24 protein-coding genes, 1 tRNA gene and 1 riboswitch are annotated in these 22171 nt (G+C 70.9%); of the genes, 11 read left to right on the forward strand and 14 right to left on the reverse strand.

The features are described from left to right. The first annotated feature begins 110 nt into the window (after window positions 1-110). Window positions 111-743, forward strand: coding sequence for a VTT domain-containing protein (locus tag ACGFRG_RS25075; protein WP_361428832.1), 633 nt, complete (start codon window positions 111-113; stop codon window positions 741-743). A gap of 49 nt (window positions 744-792) precedes the next feature. Here ACGFRG_RS25075 and ACGFRG_RS25080 read toward each other — a convergent pair whose 3' ends face one another. Beyond that, entirely contained in the window at window positions 793-1029 is a 237-nt protein-coding gene (locus ACGFRG_RS25080; protein WP_361428834.1) for a DUF2277 domain-containing protein, read from the reverse strand. Between the two features lie 90 nt (window positions 1030-1119). Between ACGFRG_RS25080 and ACGFRG_RS25085 the strand changes: the two genes are divergently transcribed. The 3 genes from ACGFRG_RS25085 to ACGFRG_RS25095 all read left to right on the forward strand — a co-directional run bounded on the left by ACGFRG_RS25085 (window position 1120) and on the right by ACGFRG_RS25095 (window position 2511). After that, complete coding sequence (locus tag ACGFRG_RS25085; RefSeq protein ID WP_361428836.1) at window positions 1120-1563, forward strand: PaaI family thioesterase; 444 nt, start codon at window positions 1120-1122, stop codon at window positions 1561-1563. A 66-nt stretch (window positions 1564-1629) separates the two neighbouring features. Further along, window positions 1630-2028 carry an RNA-binding S4 domain-containing protein gene (locus tag ACGFRG_RS25090; RefSeq protein WP_361428838.1) on the forward strand — a complete coding sequence of 133 codons (399 nt, stop codon included), beginning with the start codon at window positions 1630-1632 and terminating at the stop codon, window positions 2026-2028. 198 nt (window positions 2029-2226) lie between these two features. Further along, the gene (locus ACGFRG_RS25095; protein ID WP_361428840.1) at window positions 2227-2511 is read left to right on the forward strand and encodes a hypothetical protein; all 285 of its coding nucleotides are present in this window, start codon (window positions 2227-2229) and stop codon (window positions 2509-2511) included. A gap of 108 nt (window positions 2512-2619) precedes the next feature. On the opposite strand, the gene ACGFRG_RS25100 is transcribed toward ACGFRG_RS25095, so the two are convergent. After that, a complete protein-coding gene (locus ACGFRG_RS25100) occupies window positions 2620-3390 on the reverse strand; it encodes a CbtA family protein (protein ID WP_361428842.1) in 771 nt (256 codons plus the stop codon). A gap of 18 nt (window positions 3391-3408) precedes the next feature. Further along, window positions 3409-3633, reverse strand: coding sequence for a CbtB domain-containing protein (locus ACGFRG_RS25105; protein ID WP_361428844.1), 225 nt, complete (start codon window positions 3631-3633; stop codon window positions 3409-3411). 36 nt (window positions 3634-3669) lie between these two features. Next, a riboswitch (cobalamin riboswitch) is annotated at window positions 3670-3817 on the reverse strand. A 76-nt stretch (window positions 3818-3893) separates the two neighbouring features. Here ACGFRG_RS25105 and ACGFRG_RS25110 point away from each other — a divergent pair. Further along, window positions 3894-4457 carry a histidine phosphatase family protein gene (locus tag ACGFRG_RS25110; RefSeq protein WP_361428846.1) on the forward strand — a complete coding sequence of 188 codons (564 nt, stop codon included), beginning with the start codon at window positions 3894-3896 and terminating at the stop codon, window positions 4455-4457. A 67-nt stretch (window positions 4458-4524) separates the two neighbouring features. On the opposite strand, the gene ACGFRG_RS25115 is transcribed toward ACGFRG_RS25110, so the two are convergent. After that, window positions 4525-4596 (reverse strand) — tRNA-Val (locus tag ACGFRG_RS25115). Window positions 4597-4781: 185 nt separating this feature from the next. Here ACGFRG_RS25115 and ACGFRG_RS25120 point away from each other — a divergent pair. The 3 genes from ACGFRG_RS25120 to ACGFRG_RS25130 all read left to right on the forward strand — a co-directional run bounded on the left by ACGFRG_RS25120 (window position 4782) and on the right by ACGFRG_RS25130 (window position 7098). Then, a complete protein-coding gene (locus ACGFRG_RS25120; RefSeq protein WP_393267422.1) occupies window positions 4782-6185 on the forward strand; it encodes a hypothetical protein in 1404 nt (467 codons plus the stop codon). 115 nt (window positions 6186-6300) lie between these two features. Next, the gene (locus tag ACGFRG_RS25125) at window positions 6301-6840 is read left to right on the forward strand and encodes a DUF4383 domain-containing protein (protein WP_361428849.1); all 540 of its coding nucleotides are present in this window, start codon (window positions 6301-6303) and stop codon (window positions 6838-6840) included. Window positions 6841-6879: 39 nt separating this feature from the next. Next, on the forward strand, window positions 6880-7098 hold the full coding sequence (locus tag ACGFRG_RS25130) for a zinc ribbon domain-containing protein (protein WP_361428851.1): 219 nt from the start codon (window positions 6880-6882) through the stop codon (window positions 7096-7098). Between the two features lie 216 nt (window positions 7099-7314). Here the strand turns inward: ACGFRG_RS25130 and ACGFRG_RS25135 are convergent, their stop codons facing one another. The 4 genes from ACGFRG_RS25135 to ACGFRG_RS25150 are packed head-to-tail and all read right to left on the reverse strand — an operon-like array spanning window position 7315 to window position 12471. Continuing rightward, window positions 7315-7974 (reverse strand): class I SAM-dependent methyltransferase, encoded by a 660-nt coding sequence (locus ACGFRG_RS25135; RefSeq protein ID WP_361428853.1) that lies wholly within the window; start codon window positions 7972-7974, stop codon window positions 7315-7317. Between the two features lie 20 nt (window positions 7975-7994). Next, on the reverse strand, window positions 7995-8846 hold the full coding sequence (locus ACGFRG_RS25140; RefSeq protein ID WP_361428855.1) for an HAD family hydrolase: 852 nt from the start codon (window positions 8844-8846) through the stop codon (window positions 7995-7997). Beyond that, complete coding sequence (locus tag ACGFRG_RS25145) at window positions 8843-11269, reverse strand: phosphoribosyltransferase (protein WP_393267662.1); 2427 nt, start codon at window positions 11267-11269, stop codon at window positions 8843-8845. Before ACGFRG_RS25145 ends, ACGFRG_RS25140 begins: the two co-directional genes overlap by 4 nt. 38 nt (window positions 11270-11307) lie before the next feature. After that, window positions 11308-12471, reverse strand: coding sequence for an HpcH/HpaI aldolase/citrate lyase family protein (locus ACGFRG_RS25150; protein WP_393267425.1), 1164 nt, complete (start codon window positions 12469-12471; stop codon window positions 11308-11310). A gap of 226 nt (window positions 12472-12697) precedes the next feature. Here ACGFRG_RS25150 and ACGFRG_RS25155 point away from each other — a divergent pair, with 226 nt between their 5' ends. After that, entirely contained in the window at window positions 12698-13546 is an 849-nt protein-coding gene (locus ACGFRG_RS25155; RefSeq protein ID WP_361428859.1) for a TerD family protein, read from the forward strand. Window positions 13547-13604: 58 nt separating this feature from the next. Here ACGFRG_RS25155 and ACGFRG_RS25160 read toward each other — a convergent pair whose 3' ends face one another. The 6 genes from ACGFRG_RS25160 to ACGFRG_RS25185 all read right to left on the reverse strand — a co-directional run bounded on the left by ACGFRG_RS25160 (window position 13605) and on the right by ACGFRG_RS25185 (window position 18065). Continuing rightward, a complete protein-coding gene (locus ACGFRG_RS25160; RefSeq protein WP_361428861.1) occupies window positions 13605-14336 on the reverse strand; it encodes a Tellurium resistance in 732 nt (243 codons plus the stop codon). Window positions 14337-14466: 130 nt separating this feature from the next. After that, entirely contained in the window at window positions 14467-15615 is a 1149-nt protein-coding gene (locus ACGFRG_RS25165) for a DUF475 domain-containing protein (protein ID WP_393267428.1), read from the reverse strand. Between the two features lie 87 nt (window positions 15616-15702). Next, window positions 15703-16278, reverse strand: coding sequence for a TerD family protein (locus ACGFRG_RS25170; protein ID WP_361428865.1), 576 nt, complete (start codon window positions 16276-16278; stop codon window positions 15703-15705). A gap of 89 nt (window positions 16279-16367) precedes the next feature. Continuing rightward, window positions 16368-16943, reverse strand: coding sequence for a TerD family protein (locus ACGFRG_RS25175; RefSeq protein ID WP_361428866.1), 576 nt, complete (start codon window positions 16941-16943; stop codon window positions 16368-16370). A gap of 121 nt (window positions 16944-17064) precedes the next feature. After that, on the reverse strand, window positions 17065-17523 hold the full coding sequence (locus ACGFRG_RS25180; protein WP_361428868.1) for a peroxiredoxin: 459 nt from the start codon (window positions 17521-17523) through the stop codon (window positions 17065-17067). 119 nt (window positions 17524-17642) lie between these two features. Beyond that, on the reverse strand, window positions 17643-18065 hold the full coding sequence (locus tag ACGFRG_RS25185) for a DUF3052 domain-containing protein (protein WP_361428870.1): 423 nt from the start codon (window positions 18063-18065) through the stop codon (window positions 17643-17645). Between the two features lie 393 nt (window positions 18066-18458). Between ACGFRG_RS25185 and aceE the strand changes: the two genes are divergently transcribed. After that, complete coding sequence (gene aceE, locus ACGFRG_RS25190) at window positions 18459-21206, forward strand: pyruvate dehydrogenase (acetyl-transferring), homodimeric type (RefSeq protein ID WP_361428872.1); 2748 nt, start codon at window positions 18459-18461, stop codon at window positions 21204-21206. Window positions 21207-21342: 136 nt separating this feature from the next. Continuing rightward, on the forward strand, window positions 21343-22158 hold the full coding sequence (locus ACGFRG_RS25195; RefSeq protein WP_361428874.1) for a potassium channel family protein: 816 nt from the start codon (window positions 21343-21345) through the stop codon (window positions 22156-22158). The last annotated feature ends 13 nt before the right edge of the window (window positions 22159-22171 follow it).

Here is a 22171-nt window from a genome sequence, read left to right on the forward strand (position 1 = left end):
ACCTCACCCCCGAACGGAAACCCCATGCGCCCCAGGCGTACGCTGTACGGCTGTACAGCGTCCCGGCCGCGGAACAGCGGGAGCGGGGCGCATTCCGTTCGGGGGTCGCAGTGCTGGAGAGTGTGGGGTCGCTGACCGGCAGCCCATGGATTTACGCCGTGGTGACGGTCTCCGTTCTCCTGGACGTGTTCCTCCCGGTCCTGCCCAGCGGGGTCCTGGTGATCACCGCCGCGACCTCGGCGGCGGCCGGTTCGACCACCGCCGCGGGCGCCCCGCACGCCATACGTGACGTACCCGATCTGCTGCTTCTCGCCGCCTGCGCCGCCGCGGCCTCCGTGGCCGGTGACCTCGTCGCGTACCGGCTCGCCTGGCGCGGCGGTGCACGGCTGGACCGGGCCATCTCCCGCTCGCGCCGCCTCACCCGCGCACAGGAACGTCTCGGCGCCGCGCTGAGCCGGGGCGGCGGCGCGCTCGTCGTCATCGCCCGGTTCGCCCCGGCGGGCCGGTCCGTGGTCTCCCTGGGCGCGGGCGCGGCGCACCGCACCCCCAGGGAGTTCCTGCCCTGGTCCGCCCTCGCGGGGATCGCCTGGGCCGGGTACAGCGTCGGCCTCGGCTACTTCGGCGGGCGCTGGCTCGGCGCGACCTGGCTCGGCACGGGCATCTCCGTCCTCGCACTGTTCGCCGCGGGCTCCCTCGCCGCGTACGTCATGCGCCGCCCGGAACCGGCCACGACGGCCGCCTGACCGGGCACACCACGAGCCACCACGGCACGGCGCACCGCGAACCGCCGCGCTACGCCGACGCCGGTGTCCTGACCGGCACTCCCCGTATCTCCAGCCCCTCCAGCAGCCGGGCTGTCGCCTCGGCCATCTCGTCCACCGCGCGGTCGAACACCTCGCGGTTGTGCTCGGCGGGCGCCCGGAAGCCGGACACCTTGCGCACGTACTGGAGCGCGGCGGCGCGGATGTCCTCGTCGGTGGCCTCCTCGGGGAGGGCCGGCGGCCTGAGTGTCTTGATGCTTCTGCACATGCCCCCAGTGTGACGGGTACCACTGACAACGGACCCGGGGATCTTCGCGGACCGGGTCAGTTCTCTTTTCAAACTGATAGCTTCGATCCCATGACGACCGTTGACTTCTCCGCCATGTCCGGCCTGGAACTGCTGCGCTGGGCCCAGCGCGAGCCCGGCCGGGTGCCCTCCATCGGCAAGCTCATCGGCATGACCTTCGACGAGATCGACGAGGGCCGCACGGTGATGTCCCTCGACCCCCGGCCCGAGTTCTCCAACCCGCTCGGCACCGTCCACGGCGGCATCGCGGCCACGCTGCTCGACTCGGTGATGGGGTGCGCGGTGCACACCATGCTCCCGGCGGGCGTCGGCTACACCACCCTCGAACTGAAGGTGAACTACATCCGCCCGGTCGCGCTCGACGCCGGACGGCTCACCGCCGAGGGCACCACGATCCACGTCGGGCGCCGCACCGCCACGGCCGAGGGCAAGGTGCTCAGCGCCGAGGGCAAGCTGGTCGCGCACGCCACCACGACCTGCCTGATCATCCGCTAGCGGACTTCCGCCGTACTCGTACCGGATCCGGCTCCAGCACGCGGCGGTGAGTCTAGAGTCGGGGGCATGGCGGCAGCAGACGAGGTGAAGGCAGCGGGCTCGGCGGGGCCGGTACGGATCGACGCTTGGATCTGGTCCGTACGGCTCACCAAGACGCGCTCCGTGGCGGCGACGGCCTGCCGGGCCGGTCACGTCCAGCTCAACGGCGAGCGCGTGAAGCCCGCGCACACCGTGAAGGTCGGCGACGAGGTACGGCTGCGACTGGAGGGGCGGGAGCGGATCGTGGTCGTCTCGAAGATCATCCGCAAGCGGGTCGGCGCGGCGGTCGCGGTGGAGGCGTACGTCGACAACAGCCCGCCGCCGCCCCCGCGCGCGGACGTGCTGGCCGCGGGCGTGCGCGACCGGGGCATGGGCCGCCCGACCAAGCGCGACCGCCGCGAGATGGAGCGCCTGCGCGGACTCTGAGCGCACGCGCGCGTCACCGCCCGAAGGCCGGGCGGGACACCGACCGGGGGACGATCCCGGGTACGACATCGGCCGGATACGGCTCCGCGCGCGGCGTTGGCCGGAACGTAACTCGGAGGCCAACTCCCGCCGTACCGGAGTAACTTGGAGGGCGCGGGGGCCAGGGGAGCCCCCGAACCGTCCCCAGAGGAACACGCCATGATCCTGTGGATTCTCGTCCTGGCGCTGGTCCTGTACGGCTTCGGCTTCAGTCTCGGCGGCATAGTGCTCTGCGTCGCCGTGGTGGCCGTACTCTTCAGCGCCCCACGCCGTGGCCGCTCCACGGCACCGTCCGGCGGCTCGTCCGGAGCCGGCGGCTCGGGCCGTGGCGTCGACACGGACTACCGGTCCTATCGTGACCGCCGGGACCGTATGGCCCGGTGGGAGCGGCGTTACCGCAGGGAGCGGCAGAGCCGCTTCTTCTCGCTGCGCCGCCCGGACTGAACGAGCGCCATCAGCACCACCCGACAGTCAGCACCACCCACGCGCGCGAGGGCCCCGGACCGTCGAACGGTCCGGGGCCCTCGTGCGTGCCTTCTGTGGCGATAAGCGTCAGTGCGCGGACGCCGCCGTGGTGTTGGCGGACGTACCCGCCGGGCGCTCGGCCTTCGCGGGCGCGGGCACCAGGAGCCGTTCGGCGAGGTGGCCGAAGAGGAGACCGAAGCCGGCCCACAGCGTGACCTGCATCGCGAGGGCCGCCAGGCGGAACTGCCAGAGCAGCGTCGCCGGGAAGTCCTTCGGCACCTCGTTGACGGCGGGCAGGAACGCGTACGCGAGCCCGACCGCGACCAGGAAGGCGGCCGACGCGGCGACGGACGCGTTCCAGTTGCCCAGGCGCGGCGCGAGCCGGCGGCCGAGGATCACGGCACCGACGGCGAGCAGCACGCTCAGCGCGATCATCAGGAAATACAGGGCGGTGCGTTTGCCGATCGTGTCGGGGTCCCCGACGGACGGCGGGTTCGCCGGGTACTTGAGGAACGGCACCACGTAGACGGTCAGCAGCGCGCCCATGGACACGAACGCCGCCGTGGCGCGCGGCCCGAACCGGCCGAGGCGGCCGAGTGCGACGCAGAACGCGAGGGCGGCGATACCGCCCACCGCCACGCCGAACACCAGCACACCGGTGGCGAGACCGCCGGTGGACTGCAAGGTGCGGCTGAAGACCTCTTCGCCGTGTTCGTGCGCGTGCGCGTCCTCGAAGGCGATGGCCGAGTCCACCCGGGGCTCGCCCAGGAAGTACGCCACGGCGAGCGCCAACGCGCCGGCCACCAGACCGGCGAGCATGCCACGCACCAACAGCGCCCTGACGGACAGGGAGTTCACGAGTCGGTACCCCGGGTCTCAGTGGCAGGGGAAGCCGAGGAGGTGGCGCCCGTCGTGCAGCCACTCGTGGACGTTCTCGCCGGAGAAGACGCTGGTGGCGCCCTGCTCGGAGCCGACGAAGTAGAGCAGCACGAGCATGAGGATGCCGAAGAAGAGGGCCCAGGGGGCGATCGCCTTCAGGGAGATGGGAGTGATCGCGGGGGTGGCTGGTGCGCTCGGCGCGGGGGCAGCGGAAAGTGCCATGGCAGAACCTCCTGGGGAACACGCGTCCCGGTCGTTGGTGCCTTTGTCGACGGTGGTGGGTCTGACTTCCCCGTCTTCGCTCCCTCTTCGAGGGAGCTCGCCGGGTTCACAGTGGCGCGACCGTGCCGGAGTTCCACCGGGCTTCCTTCACACCGTCTTTATGTCCACGAGACCGTACCGCGTGACGGTCCGCGCCGCTACGGCGCGCGGGAGCACAACCCCCGCGCCAAGTGCGTGAACGCCCGTGTTCTGCTTGCCTCATGACCGTACGCGTGATGTTGATCTCACCGCCGGCCGACCGCTACGCGCGCGAGGCGCGGGTCGGCGACGACACCGCCGCCCCGGACGACGCCGCCGTGCGCCGGGTCCAGGACGCGGCGGCGGCCCTGCCGGTGCCGGGGCGTCGGCTCAAACCGCCGTCGTCGCTCTACGAGTTGGCGCGGGGGCTGCCCACCTGTTCCGAACCGGCCCTGGCCGCCTGGGATCTGGGCACCTGGCGCGGGCGGCGGCTCGACGAGCTGAGCGGCGCGGACCCGGCGGGGGTGCGTGCCTGGCTCACGGATCCGGCGGCCGCGCCGCACGGCGGGGAGAGCCTGCTCGCGCTCGTCGCGCGCGTGGGCGCGTGGCTGGACACGCTGCCCGCCGAGGGCGGCCGGGTGCTGGCGGTCGCGTCCCCGGCGGTGATCCGCGCGGCGACCACGCACGCGCTGACCCTGCCGCCCCCGGCGTTCTGGCGCCTGGACGTGGCCCCGCTGACCGTCACCGAGCTGTCGGGCCGCTCGGGCCGCTGGAACCTGCGCTGCGGGCGTCCCCTGGAGAGCTGAGGAACGGACGAGGTCAGGGGGTACGGCGAAGGCCCCCGCCGGGAACGGCGGGGGCCTTCGTCAAGGGTGGGCATGGACGGTTTCGAACCGCCGACATCTGCTTTGTAAGAGCAGCGCTCTACCACTGAGCTACACGCCCGTGACACATCCGTGGAAGGGATCCGTGGATGAGGGAACAGCGTACATGCCTCCCCGGGCAGAGCTGCAAACCCGTTCTTTGGGATGATCCCGCGGGCCGGGTGAGCGCGAACTAAACGACCGGTGTGTTCGTCATTACCAGGTGGGAGAATGAACCGGCAGGCGGACACGGCACGGGAGAGGGATGTGACGGCGACACACGCGCGGCCGTACAGCAGAGCGGGTGCCATCGTCCCCGGTGTCGTAGTGCGGGCCGCCGGGGTGCGGCGGCAGCTGCGCGATGTGCTGGCGCTCGCCGCGCTGCCGCTGGTCGTCGGGGTCGCCGTGCTGCCCGGGGCGTTCGCCGGGGGCGGGACGCGGCGGTGGTTCGGCGGGCGCGGGGAGAGCGTGCGGGCCGACGCGCAGGCCGCCAAGGACGCGGCGGCGGCCGCCTTCTACGAGCTGGACACCGCCCAGCGCGATCTGCGGATCTCCATCGAGACGATCACGGCCGTGGACAGCTCGCCGGGCGCCCGCAAGGCCGTGGACGACTTCGCGGCGCTTGGCCGGCGTATCGACGAGGTCAGCAACGACTACATCACCACGGTCGACGCGCACGACCTGGACCGCGACGGCCTGGAGGCCTCGGCGGCCGCGCGGGCCCGGGGCGAGCTGACCCGGGCCAAGGACGAGCTCGTACGGGTCAAGGGCGAGCTCGACCGGTTCGAGCAGGGCCTGGGGCCGCTCCTGGCCACCGCCGAGACCCAGCTGGCGCGGCTCGCGCCCGCCGTCGAGCGCGCACGGCAGGCGCTCCTCGCGGCGAGCACCGCTCTCGACACGGTGCGGGCGTCCGGGCTGCGGGCCGACGAGCTCGCCGCCCGCCTGGCCGCGCTCGCCCCGGAGCTCACCAAGCTCAACCAGGGCGCCGGTCAGCACGGCGTGACCGAGACGCTCCAGCGCGCCGACCGGGTGCTGCGGGAGGCCGAGGTCGTGCGGACCGAGGCGGCGCGGCTGCCCGAGCGGGCCGCCGAGATCGACCACCGCCTGGTCTCGCTGCGTACCCGCGCGCAGGCGCTGACCACCCGCGCCGGCAGCGTCGACCCGGTCCTGAGCGAGCTGCGGCGCCGGTTCTCGGCCGCCTGCTGGCAGGACCTCCAACACGTACCGGACCAGGCGCTCGCCGACGTCAGACAGGCCGAGCAGAAGCTGAAGGAGGCGGCCACCGCGCGCGAGGAGCAGCGCTGGGCCGACGCGACGTCCCGGCTGAGCACGGTCAGGGCGCTGCTCAACTCCACGGACGAGGCGGTCTCGGCCGCCGGTGACCGGCTGCGGCGGCTCGACGCGGTCGCGAAGGACCCGCAGCAGGAGATCGAGCGCACCCGGTTCGCGCTGCGGGACGCGCAGCGGCTCGCGATGTCCGGCCGCGCCACCCCGGACCCGCGCCACGCCCGCCCGCTCGACGACTCCGTGGAGCGCCTGGAGCGCGCGATCGCGACGCTGGAGGGCCGCCACCCCGACTACTGGCATTTCCTCACGGAGACGGAGGCGGTCCGGGCGACCGCCGCGCGCGTGGTGGCGCAGATCCGCGAGGAGCGCGGCCAGGGCGCCTGACGGGCCCCTCCCTCGGCCCCCCCGGCCCGGCCCCGGTCCCGGTTGTCGTGTCGGCACTGCGGGCCGATGCTGGGAGTACGTATGGACACGTACGTACCGAACGAGGAGGCCACGCATGGCCACCCATATGCTGCACTCCACCCTCGCCCACCGCGTCTCGCTCGACGAGCATCTTCCCGTCGACCACCGGCTGAGCAAGGTCTACCGCGTCGGGGCCGGGCTCGTCGGGCTCTTCCTGGTCGTCTTCGGCATCCTGGGGCTCACCCACAACATCGGGTTCTTCGACACCGGTGGCAAGGAAGTCGCCGGGCTGAGCACCAACGGCACCCTGAGCGTGATCTCGATCGTGGTCGGCGCGCTGCTCTTCTACGGCATGGTCAAGGGCGGCAACTTCGCCTCCTGGCTGAACATGTCGCTCGGCGTTCTCTTCCTGATCAGCGGGTTCGTGAACCTGGCCCTGCTCGACCGGGGCTCGGCCAACTTCCTCGCGTTCAAGATGCAGAACGTGATCTTCAGCTTCATCGTCGGGCTGGTGCTGATGGTCTTCGGGATGTACGGGAGGGTCGGCGCGCATCTGCCGCACGACAATCCGTACTGGAAGGCGCGGCACGAGGATGCGGCGGAGGAGGGCACTCCGCATCGGCCTCTGCGGTAGCCGTACCCGCGCTCCGGGCGGGCCCGCTAGCCTGGGCGTATGCCTCGCTATGACTTCCGCTGCCGGTCCTGCGGCGACACGTTCGAGCTCAGTCGGCCCATGGCCGAGTCGTCCGCGCCCGCGACGTGCCCTGCGGGGCATGCGGATACGGTGAAGTTGCTTTCCACCGTGGCGGTGGGGGGTGCGTTCCGGGACGCGGCGCCGTCGCCTTCCGGCGGGGGTGGCGGCGGTTGCTGCGGCGGGGGCTGCTGCGGCTGAGCCCTGGGGGCGTTGTCGTCTGGCTGCGGGCCGGTGGGGGCTGGTCGCTCCCCCAAGTTCTCGACTCCGCTCGAACAGGGGGGACCCCCATCGCGGCGGAGCCGCACAATGTCACAGCCCCGCGCCCCTGAAAGGCAGGGCGCGTCGCGGAAAGGCAGGGCGCGTCGCGCCTGAAGATCGGGCGCGTCGCAGCCGGCCAGGCCGGCCGCCATCAGCTCACCGCTTCCTCGACAGCGTCAGACCGTCCGCCACCGTCAGCATCACGCTGTCCATGTGCTCGTCCCGTCTCACATGGTCGTTGAAGCGCTGGATCGCGGCCGCCGGCCCCGTTGCCGCCGGGTCCACGACCTTGCCCTGGAAGAGGACGTTGTCCACGGCGATCATGCCGTTCGGGCGCATCCGGGGGACCAACTCCTCCCAGTACGCGATGTAGTTGTCCTTGTCCGCGTCCAGGTAGGCGAAGTCGATGTGCGGCACGTCGGGCATCGCCTGGAGCGTGTCCAGGGCCGGGCCGATGCGCAGGTCGACCCGGTCGGCGACGCCCGCCTTCGCCCAGGCCTCGCGGCCGTACGCCGTCCACTCCTCGGAGATGTCGCAGGCGATCAGGCGCCCGTCCGCCGGGAGCGCCTGGGCCATGGCGAGTGCGGAGAAGCCGGTGAACGTGCCGACCTCCACGACGTGCCGGGCGCCCACGAGCCGTACCAGGAACGCCAGCAGCGGTGCCTGCTCCTCGGCCGACTGCATGCCCGCGTGGTCGGGCAGCCGCGCGTACGTCGTCTCGACCAGCTCGCGCTGCACCGCGTCCAGCGGCGGGTTGTGCGCCAGCATGTACCCGTACAGCTCGTCTGTGATCTTGGTCGTGTTTCCCTTGGCCATACGGGCGAGTATGGGGTGGATTACGCCCGCACGGCCGCACCCGGGGTCGTGTCGGCCGAGGCGCGCGCCACGCGCGCGACGAACCTGCGCACGATCTCCTCGCCCGCCACCACACCGCGCTCCTCAAGCACGCCGACGTGCGGCGCGGCCCAGCCGGAGTCGGCGAGTTCGCCGTGGCCCGGGCGCCAGCCCTGGTCGGCGGCGAGCAGCAGATCGGCGTCCAGGAGCGAGTCACCGGCGGCCAGGGTGAGATCGGCGCCGGTGCGCCGGGCCACCTCCCGTACGGCCGCGCTCTTGGTCAGCGGCTTGGGGACCGCGTAGATCTTGCGGCCCTGGAGCGAGACCGTCCAGCCCCGGGCCTCTGCCCAGGCGCCGAGCTCCTCGACCCAGTCCTCGGGCAGCAGCGCGCGCTCGACGACGAGATACGCGAACAGGTCCTCGGCGACCCGTTCCTTGCGCAGCCACACGGGGTCGGCGGTGGCCGTGATGTGGGCCCGGACCTCGTCGAGCGTGGCGCACTCGGCGGCGATCCGCTCGTCCACCCGGCGCCGCCAGCCGAGGTCGGCGACCCCGTCGACGAGCAGTTGCCCGCCGTTGGCGCAGATCGCGAACCGGGCGGGCGGGCCCGGGAGCTGGATGCGCTGGTACTGCTTGCGGGTCCGGGTCGTGGTGGGCACGAAGACGGTGGCCGGATCCGCCTTGAGCCCGGCGAGCAGGGCCGCCGCGCGCTCGGTCATGAACGAGAGCGGCCGGTGCTCATGGATCTCCACGCAGAGCAGCCGGGGGGCCCGGGGATCGGGCATGGTCAGGTCCAGGGCCGCCGCCGAGTAGATCAGCGTACGGTCCAGGTCGCTGGCGATCAGGGTGCTCATCGGGAGGCCACGGCCTTTCCGTCGGCGCCGGTCGCCCCGCGCGTGTACTGGGGGTGGATCAGTCCGACACAGCTGTACGGCAGGTCGTCGACGTACTCCACCGGCACCCCCCGCTGCTCGGCGAGCAGGCGTACGTGGTCGAGGTCGGCCCCGGCGCCCCGGTGGGCCAGGATCTTCCAGGGGACGCGGCGCAGCAGGACGCGGGTGGTCTCGCCGACGCCGGGCTTGACGAGGTTGACGTCGTGGATGCCGTACTCCTCGCTGATCCGCTCGACGGCGGCCCAGCCCTCCCAGGTGGGGGTGCGGTCGGCGGCCTGGAGCGCCTTGACCTCGCGGTCCACGTCGGCGCCGACCTCGTCGAAGCGGGCGGCGACGGCGTCCAGGAAGTCCACCGAGACGTCGGCGTCGGCCAGTTCGCGGTAGAACTTGGCGCCGTGGAAGTCACCCGGCCCGATCAGGTCGCGGCGCAGCACGGTCCGCGATATCAGCCCGGACACGGTCGAGTTGAGGCACGCGGACGGGATGAGGAAGTCCTCGCGGGTGCCGTACGTACGCACGCACGAGCCGGGGTCGGCGAGCACCGCGATCTCCGGGTCGAACCGGTCAACCCCCGAGGATTCAGCGAACTCCCGTATCGCGGCGGCCAGTTCACGGGTGATGGCGCCCTTGCCGGTCCAGCCGTCGACGAAGACGACGTCGGCGGGGTCGTGGTGGGCGGTGAGCCAGCGCAGCGCGTTGGGGTCGATGCCCCGGCCGCGCACGATGGAGACCGCGTAGTGCGGCAGGTCGAGCCCGTGCCGGTGCTGTGCCCAGCGGCGCATCAGCACCCCGACCGGGGTGCCCGCGCGGGCCAGCGAGACCAGCACCGGGCGGGGCGACCGCTCGGCCAGGACCGTCTCCGTCACGATGCCCACGGCACGGGCGATGCGCTCGGCCGAGGAGTCGAGCGCGGCGCGGAACAGCTCCTGGTACTGGGGCGAGGGCTGGTACTCGACCGGCAGCGACTCGGCGTAGTGGGCGCCGCCGCTCTGGATCGCCTCCTCGCGCTCCTCGGTCGGCGCCTCAAGCTCGACGCCGGACAGGTCCTTGAGCAGCCAGCCGACCTCGTCCGGCGCGTACGAGGAGAAGTCGGGACCGCGCAGCGGCTCGGGCATGGGGGCACCTTCGGGTACGTACGAGGGGACGACGACGGGGACGACGTGCGGGATGTGCGCGGCGAGCTGGGCCAACAGGCCGTCGGGGGCGTGGAGTTCGGGGGTGTCGGCGGTGGAGTCGACGACGGCGACGACCGTGTCGAAGCCGGCACCGGCGACGTTGTAGGCGTAGCGCTCGCCGGGGCCGTCGGCCGGGGCGTCGTGGGCGGGGAAGGCGATGCGGGTGCGGATGGCGTAGCCGGGGTCGTCGACGGGGAGGACCGGCGAGCGGGTCGTCGTCGAGTATCGGACGTCCAGGCCCGCGTGCTCCAGGGCGAGGGCGAGGCGCAGGGGGGTGTACATCAGCTCTTCGAAGCCGAGGACGAGGATTTTGCCCGGGGTGGCGCCGAGGCGCGCGGCTATTCGGTCGGCCATGGCGGGGAGCGCCGCCTCCAGGCGGGTGCGGTGCGCCGGGGTGAAGCCGTGGCGGGCGCCGTCGGGGAGGCCGTCCGGCCAGGCGAGGTCGACCGGGACGACGCCGTCGGGCGGGGCCGTGGCCGGGGTCGAGCGAGCGGGGCCCGGGGCCGGGGTGCCGCTGTACTGCGCCACCAGCGCCTGGCCCCGTTCCAGTACCCCCTCCGGGAGGTGAACCGTTCCTGCCGCCAGGGTCACCAGGTCCACCCGGACGCCCAGCTCCGTCGCGAACGCGGACAGGCGGGCGTGGTCCGCCGGGGAGCGCATGTCGACCAGGGCCACCACCACGTAGCGCTCACGCGGGTACCGGGCGTGCAGCGCCCGGATCGTGTTCAGCACCGTGTTCCCGGTCGAGAACTCGTCGTCGACCAGCACCAGCGGCCCGTCCCCGGCGAGCAGCGCGGGGTCCTCGGGCAGCAGCAGGTGCGAGGTCGCGTGCGAGTGGGACTCCTCGAAGCCGCCCGCCCGCGCGACGCCCGCGACCGGGCGCCGGGTGGAGTGGAGGCAGGGCGCCACGCCGATGCCGTCGGCGACCGCGTGGCCGAGGCCCGTCGCCGTCTCCGCGTAGCCGAGCACGACCGCCCGCGCCGACTCGTCGGCGCCGAGCAGCGCCCGTACCTCCTCGCCGAGACCGAACCCCGCCCCGTACACCCGCGAGGGCCGCTGCGGCACATGCTTGCCCAGCACGTTCGAGACCAGCAGATGCGCCCGCTTGGGGTTGCGGCGCAGGGCCAGCCCCAGCAGGGCGGGCAACCGCTCGTCACCCTGGAGTTCGACCCCGAGCCGCTCCGCGACCCACGTTCCCGACCAGACCACCACGTTCGCTACGTCCTCTAGTTGTTCGCTGGTTGTTCTCAGCCGGACAGACCGGCGGTCAGCAGCTCCACGAAGCCGGTGTCCTCGCGCGCGACGCCGAACACCTCGGCGCGCTGCAGGGTCCGCTCGGCCCAGGCGCGGTGCGGCTTCACCTCGTTCATCTTGTTCGTGTACGCCGAGCGCAGCACTCCTCCGCCGCCCCGCTCGGGACGCAGGATGTCCTGCGCGTCGCTGTACTCCTCGTGGCTGACCACGGAGAGCGCGTGCACCGGCACCACGTGCGAGGGGTGGATACAGGTCTTGCCGAGCAGTCCGTTGGCGCGGTCGAGCTCGATCTCGCGCAGCAGGCCGTCTATGTCGTGCTCGATCAGCGCGTCGCGCAGGTCCTCGGCGCGGCCCTCCAGGAAGGGGCTGCGGCGCAGCTGCGGCTTGAACATCCGCTCCTGGAGCCGGAAGTACTCCCAGACCGGGCCGGTGATGGTGAAGCCGGTGCCGTCCGCGCGGCCCAGCACGTTCACCACGTCCGCGATCACCCCGGCCACGATCTGCACGTCGTACGCCGTCATGTCGGGCGAGCGCCGCAGCCCGTACGCGGAGCAGAAGTCGGTCACGCCGAGCCGCAGCGCGAGGACCCGCTCCCGGTACTTGTCGACAGTGCGGGCGATCCCGGTCAGCGTCTCGCAGCGGGATTCCAGATGCAGCAGCTCGGGTGATTCGAGCACCGGCATCGCGAACAGCCTGCGCCCGCTCGCCGCCTCGGCCACGGCCAGCGCCTCCAGGAACGGCACCCCGCGCTCCTCGGTGAACTTCGGCAGCACGAACCCGGAGAGCAGCCGCGCGCTGTCGCCCAGGCGCTCCACCAGGTCGGGGATCTGGGCGGGCTCGCGGACCCGGATGAAGAGCAGCGGGGGCTCGGCGCCGCGCGCGTCGAGGTCGGCGAACTGGCGGACCAGATTGGCCTCGGCCCCGGCCACCTCGGCGTCGTCGATCGAGTCCTCCAGGCAGAGCACCATGGACACGACACCCCGGCGCGCCTGCTTCAGGACGTCGTCGGCGAGCGTGGGCCGGGTCGCCGGGCTGTAGAGCGTGGCCCCCAGGGCGACGGACAGCAGGCGCGCCGGTGAAGCCGGGCTGAACTCGGCGGGCTCCCGATGGAAGAGATCCTTCCGAGCAGCAGGCGGAACGTGTCCGAAGTGACGCATGTGGATTCCCCTGAACTGCAACGATGGCCCGGACTGACGTAAGAGTGGCCGGTAATAGTACGTAGGAACACATGTCCCGAGTTCCCCACCCGTGTGAAATCCAGGTAACCCGCCCACCCCCCTCCCGCGTGGTGTGCGTACGCGGTACGTAAGGTACGTACCGCTCATCTGCGGGACAAGGCCCCCGCGTTGTCCGGGCGGGCGGCGGGAAGGCAGGATGGCGAACATGACGCACGCGATGCTGAAGGGATCGAACGTCCCGCTGGACGCCATGGCCGTACGGGCGGTGCTCCGCTGGACGCCCGGCGCCGACGTGCCGGACGTGGACGCCTCGGCGCTGCTGCTCGCCGCCGACGGCCGGGTGCGTTCCGACGAGGACTTCGTCTTCTACAACCAGCCGCGCCACCCCTCGGGCCTGGTGCGGCGGCTGCCGAAGAAGCGGGTCGCCGAGGCCCTGACCGACACCATCGAGGCCGATCTGGCCGCGCTCGACCCGTCCGTCGACCGCGTCCTGGTCACCGCGTCCTCGGACGGCGCGACCTTCGGCTCCGTGCGCGACCTGCGGGTCCTGCTGTACGACGCGGGGGCGGGCGGGACCGAGCCGCTGGCCGTGTTCGACGTACGGGCGGAGACCGGCGAGGAGACCGCGATCATCTGCGGCGAGCTGTACCGGCGTGCGGACGCCTGGAAGTTCCGCGCGGTGGGGCAGGGGTATCCGACCGGTCTGGTGGGGCTCGCCACCGAGTACGGGATCTCGGTGGACGAGGACGCCGAGGACGCGACGGCCGACCCGGCCGCGCCCGAGCCGGACCGGCCGGACTTCCCGGCGCACGCGCAGACCTCGGCCCAGCCGCCGACCCAGCAGTACCCGCCGCCGCCCGCGGCCTCGCCGTCGTACGGGTATCCGCAGCCCGCGCCGCCGCAGTACCCGCCCGCGCGCCGGCCCGCCTACGGCTATCCGCAGCCGGCCTCCGCGCAGCCCTCGTACGGCTATCCGCAGCCCGCGGCCGCGGCCTTCGCGCCGGACCCGGACTTCGTGCTGCCGCCGATGGGGCCGCAGTTCATACGGCAGTGAGGTGTGCCTGTGCCGGGACCCGGGCGGTGGGCCGCCCGGTCCCCTCACGCGCGCGCTCTCATGCCTTCGACTTGTAGCCGCGGCCCCACTGCAGCCCCCATCCGTACAACCGGTCCAGCTCGGCCTGGAAGCCGTATACGAACTTCACCTCGCGCCGCACGACCATGTCGCCCTTGATGTTCTCGATGGTCACCACCGCGCAGGAGCGCGCCTGCGGGGCGTGCTCGTCGAGGTCGATCTCGATGCGCGGGCCGTTGCTCGGGAAGAGCGTGACCTTGGCGTGCGTACGGTCGAAGGCGGGCGTCTGGTCGTAGATGTAGACGAACACCAGCAGCCGCTTGATGGACTCACGGTGGTCGAGGTTGACGTATATCGTCTCGCCGGACGGCGAACCGAACCTGTCGTCGCCGCTGAGCTGGACGTACGGTGGCGCGTTGGTGGCGCCGAAGAGGCTGCCCAGCGGCTGCACCACGCCCTTGGAGCCGTCGGTCAGCTCGTACATGCACCCGAGGTCGAGGTCGACGTTGACCACGCCCTGGGTGTGCGCCTGGACCACCTCGGGCTTGAAGAGCTTGAACGGGTGCCGCAGCACGCTCGGCTGCGAGCGGCCGCCGAAGTCGGAGGTGCGCATCCGCCACGACAGGTTGACGCGCAGACTGCCCCCGTTGGCGCCCTGCTTGCCGAGCGAGACCACCGGGTGCCGTTTGGTCAGCTCGATGGAGCCGCTCGCGGCGCCCGTGTCGAACTGTGCTGAGGGCCTGCCCCGCAACAGGCTGTCCCAGAAGGCCATCTGTCCCCACCCCTATGCAAAGAGAACGGCGGGGCGGTCAAAGGCATTGGACCTCATGACCGCCCCGCACAGAGCGTTCCGCAATCGTCGGCCGATCACACCACGCGGATGGTGATCACGCCGGGGAGATTCAGGCTCCCGTGACGGCTTCCGCCTTCTCGCTGCCGGCCTCTTCGCCGCCCTCGGCCGCCAGCCGCCTGTTGCGGCGGACCGAGGACCAGAAGGACCAGGCGATCAGGACGACGCCGACGAGGCCGGTGATGACCTCGTTGATCTCGTACCGGATGGTGACCAGCAGGATCACGGAGAGGGCGCCGATCGCGTAGTGCGCGCCGTGCTCCAGGTAGACGTAGTCGTCGAGGGTGCCCTGGCGGACCAGGTAGACGGTGAGCGAGCGCACGTACATGGCGCCGATGCCGAGGCCGAGCGCCATCAGCACGATGTCGTTGGTGATGGCGAAGGCGCCGATGACGCCGTCGAAGGAGAACGACGCGTCCAGGACCTCCAGGTAGAGGAACATGAAGAACGCGGCCTTGCCGGCGAGCAGGACCGCCGAGGCGCCGCCCCGGCCGCTCTTCCTGGCCTCTTCCTCGGCCTCCAGCTCGCGCTCCTCGTCCTCCTCAAGCCGGTCCTCGAAGTAGCCGGAGAGACCGCCGACGATCATGTACGTGATCAGACCGGCGATGCCGGAGATGAGGACCGTCTGCCCCTTGTCCGCGTGCGCGCCGCCGTGCAGGTGCGCGTGGGTCGCGAACGTCATCGACGAGATGAGCAGGACGATGAGGGCGACGCAGACCGAGAGCATGTCGATCTTGCCGAGCTTGGCCAGCGGCCGCTCGATCCAGCGCAGCCACTGGATGTCCCGGTCCTCGAAGACGAAGTCCAGGAAGATCATGAGCAGGAACATGCCACCGAAGGCGGCGATCGACGCGTGCGCGTCGGTCACGAGCTCCTTGTAGTGCTCCTTCTCGTTCAGCGCGAGGTTGACGGCGTCGATGGGGCCGATCTTGGCGCTGATGGCGACGATCACGACGGGGAAGAGGAGCCGCATGCCGAAGACGGCGATCAGGACGCCGACCGTGAGGAAGATCTTCTGCCAGAAGACGTTCATCTTCTTCAGGATCCCGGCGTTGACCACGGCGTTGTCGAACGACAGCGAGATTTCGAGGATGGACAGGATCGCCACGATCCCGAAGGCGGTCCAGCCGTCGTAGAGCACCGCGAGCGCGAGGCCCACCGCGGTGATCACGAATGACCAGCCGAAGGTTTTCAGAATCACTGACTACCCCATCTAGCTCATGGGGGTCCCCCAGACCAGGTCTGGGGGAGAGTCTCCCCCCGTGCCGCGCACCACTTGGGCACAGCTTTACGAAACATTGACCCCGAAGTCTAGAGCGATGCCCCGCAGTCCGGACGCGTACCCCTGTCCCACCGCTCGGAACTTCCACTCGCCGCCGTAGCGGTAGAGCTCGCCGAAGATCATCGCGGTCTCCGTGGAGGCGTCCTCACTCAGGTCGTAGCGCGCGAGCTCCTGGCCGTCGGTCTGGTTGACCACGCGGATGAACGCGTTGGCTACCTGGCCGAAGGACTGGCCGCGGTTCTCCGCCTCGTGGATCGAGACCGGGAAGACGATCTTGTCGCAGGCGGCGGGCACCTTCGTGAGGTCGACGATCAGCGACTCGTCGTCACCCTCGCCCTCACCCGTCAGGTTGTCCCCGGTGTGCTCGACCGAGCCCTCCGGGCTCTTCAGGTTGTTGTAGAAGACGAAGTACTCGTCCCCCAGGACCCGGCCCGAGGCGCAGAGCAGGGCGCTGGCGTCGAGGTCGAAGTCCGCACCGGTGGTGGAACGCGCGTCCCAGCCGAGGCCGACCAGCACCTGGGTGAGGTTCGGTGCGGCCTTGGAGAGGGAGACATTGCCTCCCTTGGCGAGCGTGACGCCCATGATCTGAATCCTCCCCTGGATGGTGAAGCGTTGGGTTGAGCGCGTCCGGCGCCGCACGAGGTGCGGCGCCGGACGAGGGAGAGCGAGGCTCAGACGTTGACGCCGAAGTCCTGCGCGATGCCGCGCAGACCCGACGCGTACCCCTGGCCGATGGCGCGGAACTTCCACTCCGCGCCGTTGCGGTACAGCTCGCCGAAGACCATCGCGGTCTCCGTCGAGGCGTCCTCGCTCAGGTCGTAACGGGCCAGCTCCGAGTTGTCCGCCTGGTTCACGACGCGGATGTACGCGTTGCGGACCTGGCCGAAGGACTGCTGGCGGCTCTCGGCCTCGTAGATCGAGACCGGGAACACGATCTTGGCGACGTCGGCCGGCACGCCGGCCAGGTTCACCTTGATCACCTCGTCGTCGCCCTCGCCCTCACCCGTGAGGTTGTCCCCCTGGTGCTCGACGGAGCCGTCGGGGCTCTTGAGGTTGTTGAAGAAGACGAAGTTCGAGTCGTTGGCGACCTTGCCCTGGTCGTTGGTCAGCAGCGCGCTGGCGTCCAGGTCGAAGTCACCCCCGGTGGTGGTACGAGCGTCCCAGCCCAGACCCACGATGACCGCGGTCAGGTTGGGGGCGGCCTTGGTCAGCGAGACGTTGCCGCCCTTGCTGAGGCTGACTCCCACGAGTCCTCCCAATGGTGTGAGGGGCCGGCTTGGTCAGCGTCCCCGTCCGTACGTTGTATCGGATCAACGTCTGGATCCTAGTGACCGGTTCCCGCCTCAAACAGGCGATTCGACCGAAGGATCACAGGGTGTCGAGCGCCTTCACGTAGTCATTGAGGTCGCGGGCGTCCGGAAGGCCGTTCATGACGGTCCAGCGCACCACGCCCTCCTTGTCGATCACGAAGGTGCCGCGCACCGCGCAGCCCTTCTCCTCGTCGAAGACCCCGTACGCGCGCGAGACCTCGCCGTGCGGCCAGAAGTCCGAGAGCAGCGGGTACTCCAGGCCCTCCTGCTCGGCGAAGACGCGCAGGGTGTGGATGGAGTCGTTCGAGACGGCGAGCAGCTGGGTGTCGCGGTCCGTGAACTGCGGCAGGTTGTCGCGCAGCTCGCACAGCTCGCCCGTGCAGACGCCGGTGAAGGCGAACGGGTAGAAGAGGAGCACCACGTTCTTCTCGCCGCGGAAGTCGGAGAGCTTCACGGTCCGGCCGTGGTTGTCCTTCAGCTCGAAGTCCGGGGCCTTGGTGCCGACCTCGATCGCCATGGAAACGCCATCCCTTCTGTGGGCCCCGGCACAAGGCGCCATGGGCCGTTCTGGTGGCCCCCACCCTACGCAAGGGCCCCCGCCGACGTGCGTCGGCGGGGGCCCTGAGAAGCGGAAGATCAGCGCTTGGGCGCGACCAGACGGGTGCCCGTCCAGTCCTTCGCGACGCTGATGCTCTTGGTCTGCGAGAGACCGGCGGTCTGCGCGGCGTCGCTCATGTCGCTGGGCTCGATGTATCCGTCCCGGCCTGTCTTGGGAGCCAGCAGCCAGACGACGCCGCCGTCCTCCAGGAGGCCGATGGCATCGACCAGGGCGTCCGTGAGGTCGCCGTCCTCGTCGCGGAACCACAGCAGCACGACGTCGGCGACGTCGTCGTAGTCCTCGTCCACGAGTTCCTGGCCAATGATGGACTCGATGCCTTCACGGAGATCGTGGTCGACGTCGTCGTCGTAACCGATCTCCTGGACCACCTGTCCGGGCTCGAACCCCAGCCTGCCGGCCGGGTTGGTCCGCTCCTCCGCGTGGTCCGCGGTCGCGCTCACGGCTTGCCTCCTGATCTTGATTCGGTAAGTTCTGCAGCCCTCGCGTACGCGAGGCTTGTGGGCGTAGTCCACACGGGCGGGACGAATCGCGCAAGTACCAGGCCCCCGAACCCGCCCTTTGGGGTGCAGTGTGCCCCCACTCAGGGGCGCGCGCTCTCCCGCCGGTGATTCATCCCACACCCTTGCAGATAGTTTGCATGCTTCTGCGCCCTGCGTACGCCAATCGTGGTCACGCCCCCTTTGGGGAACACGCTGACGGCTTGGGCGTAAGGTTGCGATTTGGGCTGCCGTACATCCCGTTACCCCTCGGTAGAGATGACGTTTGCGTCCCCGCGGTCCACGATGGGATGCGGCGCACCACACCCGCACGCCCCCCGACAGCGAAGGAACAGCGTGGCTTCCGGATCCGATCGCAACCCGATCATCATTGGCGGCCTTCCCAGCCAGGTCCCGGACTTCGATCCGGAGGAGACCGAGGAATGGCTCGCCTCCCTGGACGCGGCGGTCGACGAGCGGGGCCGTGAGCGCGCCCGCTATCTGATGCTCCGCCTCATCGAGCGCGCCCGCGAGAAGCGCGTGGCCGTGCCGGAGATGCGCAGCACGGACTACGTCAACACCATCGCCACCAAGGACGAGCCGTTCTTCCCCGGCAACGAGGAGATCGAGCGCAAGGTCCTCAACGCGACCCGCTGGAACGCCGCGGTCATGGTCTCGCGCGCCCAGCGCCCGGGCATCGGGGTCGGCGGCCACATCGCCACCTTCGCCTCCTCGGCCTCCCTGTACGACGTGGGCTTCAACCACTTCTTCCGGGGCAAGGACGACGGCAAGGGGGGCGACCAGATCTTCTTCCAGGGCCACGCCTCCCCCGGCATCTACGCGCGCGCCTACCTCCTGGACCGCCTCTCGGAGCAGCAGCTCGACGCGTTCCGCCAGGAGAAGTCCAAGGCGCCGTACGGCTTGTCGTCGTACCCGCACCCGCGCCTGATGCCGGACTTCTGGGAGTTCCCGACCGTCTCGATGGGCCTCGGCCCGCTCGGCGCGATCTACCAGGCCCGGATGAACCGCTACATGGAGGCGCGCGGCATCGCCGACACCTCCGACTCGCATGTGTGGGCGTATCTGGGCGACGGCGAGATGGACGAGCCGGAGTCGCTGGGCCAGCTCTCCATCGCCGCCCGCGAGAACCTGGACAACCTGACCTTCGTCGTCAACTGCAACCTCCAGCGCCTCGACGGCCCGGTGCGCGGCAACGGCAAGGTCATCCAGGAGCTGGAGTCGCAGTTCCGGGGCGCCGGCTGGAACGTCATCAAGCTGGTCTGGGACCGCTCCTGGGACCCGCTGCTCGCGCAGGACCGCGACGGCATCCTGGTCAACAAGCTGAACACCACGCCGGACGGCCAGTTCCAGACGTACGCGACGGAGACCGGCGGATACATCCGCGACCACTTCTTCGGCGGCGACCACCGACTGCGGGCCATGGTCGAGAACATGACCGACCAGCAGATCCAGCACCTGGGCCGCGGCGGTCACGACCACAAGAAGGTGTACGCGGCGTACGCGGCGGCCAAGGCGCACAAGGGCCAGCCGACCGTGATCCTCGCGCAGACCGTCAAGGGCTGGACGCTGGGCCCCAACTTCGAGGGCCGCAACGCGACCCACCAGATGAAGAAGCTGACGGTCGAGGACCTCAAGCGCTTCCGCGACCGGCTGCACATCCCGATCACGGACGCCCAGTTGGAGGCCGGCGCGCCGCCGTACTACCACCCGGGCCGCAACTCCGAAGAGATCCAGTACATGCACGACCGCCGCAAGAGTCTGGGCGGTTACGTCCCGACCCGTGTGGTGCGCGCCAAGCCCCTGCCGCTGCCCGAGGACAAGACGTACGCGGCCGCGAAGAAGGGCTCGGGCCAGCAGTCGATCGCCACCACCATGGCGTTCGTCCGCATCCTGAAGGACCTCATGCGGGACAAGGAGATCGGCAAGCGGTTCGTGCTGATCGCGCCGGACGAGTACCGCACGTTCGGCATGGACGCGTTCTTCCCGAGCGCGAAGATCTACAACCCGCTCGGCCAGCAGTACGAGGCGGTCGACCGCGAACTGCTGCTCGCCTACAAGGAGTCGCCGACCGGCCAGATGCTGCACGACGGCATCTCCGAGGCGGGCTGCACGGCGTCGCTGATCGCCGCGGGATCGGCGTACGCCACGCACGGCGAGCCGCTGATCCCGGTCTACGTCTTCTACTCGATGTTCGGATTCCAGCGCACCGGCGACCAGTTCTGGCAGATGGCCGACCAGCTGTCGCGCGGTTTCGTCCTGGGCGCGACCGCCGGGCGTACGACGCTGACCGGTGAGGGCCTGCAGCACGCCGACGGCCACTCGCATCTGCTCGCCTCGACCAACCCGGGCTGTGTCGCCTACGACCCGGCGTTCGGCTACGAGATCGCGCACATCGTGCAGGACGGTCTGCGCCGGATGTACGGCCCGACCGCCGACGGCAAGCCGGGCGAGGACGTCTTCTACTACCTCACCGTCTACAACGAGCCGATCCAGCACCCGGCCGAGCCGGCCGACGTCGACGTGGAAGGCATCCTCAAGGGCATCCACCGCTACTCCCAGGGCACCGCGGGCACCATTCCGGCCCAGATCATGGCGTCCGGCGTGGCCGTCCCGTGGGCGATCGAGGCGCAGCGCATCCTCGCCCAGGAGTGGAACGTACGGGCCGACGTCTGGTCCGCGACGTCCTGGAACGAACTGCGCCGCGACGCCGTCGAGGTGGAGGAGCACAACCTGCTCCACCCGGAGGAGGAGCAGCGCGTCCCGTACGTCACCCGCAAGCTCTCCGGCGCCGAGGGCCCGTTCGTGGCCGTCTCGGACTGGATGCGGGCCGTGCCGGACCAGATCTCGCGCTGGGTGCCGGGCACGTACACCTCGCTGGGCGCCGACGGGTTCGGCTTCGCCGACACCCGGGGCGCGGCGCGGCGCTTCTTCCACATCGACGCGCAGTCGATCGTCCTCGCGGTGCTGACCGAGCTCGCCCGCGACGGCAAGGTCGACCGCTCAGTGCTCAAGCAGGCCGTGGACCGCTACCAGCTGCTCGACGTCACGGCGGCGGACCCGGGCACGGCGGGCGGAGACGCGTAGCCCTGGCGGGCGGCAGCGAGGACACGGAGGGCGGCGGGGACCGGCGACGGTCCCCGCCGCCCTCCGGCGTTGGCCCACTTGCCCCGCGCACGCCCACAGCTCCGCACGCCCGCGTCGCCGCTTTTACGATGCCCACATGACCCAACTTCCCGCGCAGACGCGGTGGGAGCGGCGTACCCAGTGGCCGCTGCTCGCGCTGGCCGTCGCCTTCGCCCTGGCCTACACCGTGCCCGTCGTCCACCCGGGAGCCGGGCTGGGTGTGCAGGAGGCCTGCTTCGGCGTGGAGTGGGCGGTGTGGGGCTCGTTCGCCTGCGACTACGTGGTGCGGCTCGCTCTGTCGGGCCAGCGGCTGCGGTTCGTCCGTACGCACTGGCTCGATCTGCTGGCGGTGGTGGTGCCGCTGGTCCAGCCGCTGCGGCTGCTGCGGGTCGTCTCCACGCTCGCCCTGGTGGGACGGCGGGCGCGGATGGCTCCGCAGATACAGCTGACGGTGTACGTCGGGGGCGCGGTGGTCGGGCTCTTGATGTTCGGCTCGCTGGCCGTGCTGGAAGTGGAACGCAACGCCCCGGGCGGGAACATCAAGACCCTGGGCGACGCGGTGTGGTGGTCGTTCACCACGATGACCACGGTCGGGTACGGCGACCACGCCCCGACCACCGGGCTCGGGCGGCTGATCGCGGTGGGCCTGATGCTCTCGGGCATCGCCCTGCTCGGTGTGGTGACGGCGAACATCGCCGCCTGGTTCATCTCCCGGTTCGAGCGCGACGGCGAGGAGGAGCGCCGCCAGACCGCGCTCCTGGAGTCGCTGGCCCAGGAGGTGCGGGCACTGCGCACCCAGGTGTCGGCGCTGTCGGGCGGGGCGGCGGAGCACGACTGCGAGTGCGGCACCCGCGGCACGCCCCTGCCCTCGACGGCCCCCTCGAACGACGACCGACACGCCCGATCGTGGTGAGCGTCACCCCGCC

It is taken from the genome of Streptomyces sp. NPDC048696, assembly GCF_043198895.1.
Classification (GTDB): domain Bacteria; phylum Actinomycetota; class Actinomycetes; order Streptomycetales; family Streptomycetaceae; genus Streptomyces.